This window comes from Saccharothrix sp. ST-888 (assembly GCF_000955975.1).
In the GTDB taxonomy this organism is placed as follows: Bacteria; Actinomycetota; Actinomycetes; order Streptomycetales; family Streptomycetaceae; genus Kitasatospora.
The window spans coordinates 1-338 of sequence record NZ_JYJF01000679.1 but is presented as its reverse complement, the minus strand read 5'-3'; the positions used below and the strand labels follow the sequence as shown (position 1 = coordinate 338).

1 pseudogene is annotated in these 338 nt (G+C 70.4%); it reads right to left on the bottom strand.

From position 1 onward, the window contains the following. Nucleotides 1-126: 126 nt before the first annotated feature. Nucleotides 127-338 (bottom strand): annotated as a pseudogene (locus UK12_RS42265) (hypothetical protein); the annotation flags it as partial.

Sequence of the window (338 nt, the reverse complement as noted above, 5' to 3'; positions counted from 1 at the left end):
GTTGACCGGTGCGCCCCGAGAGAGTTGGTGTCTGACGCGCAGCCACAGAGCGGCTTCCAGGGTGAGCGATGCGGCCAGATCTCCCCGTACGGCGTGGCCCGGCCGCCGCCGTATGGGAGTTGGTGGTCAGCGGGTGGTGATGGCGACCTGGCGGATGTGGTCGGGGAGGGTGGTGTCGCCGCCCTGGAGGCCGTAGAGCCGCCGGGTGGTGAGGCGATGGCAGTGGGTGCGGTTGCAGTAGTCGTGTTCCGCGAGGAAGCGGCAGGAGAAGGTGGTGCAGGGGGCCTTGTCGGTCAGGGCCTGGACGGTGATGGCGCCCCGGCTGGTCCGCCGTGTCG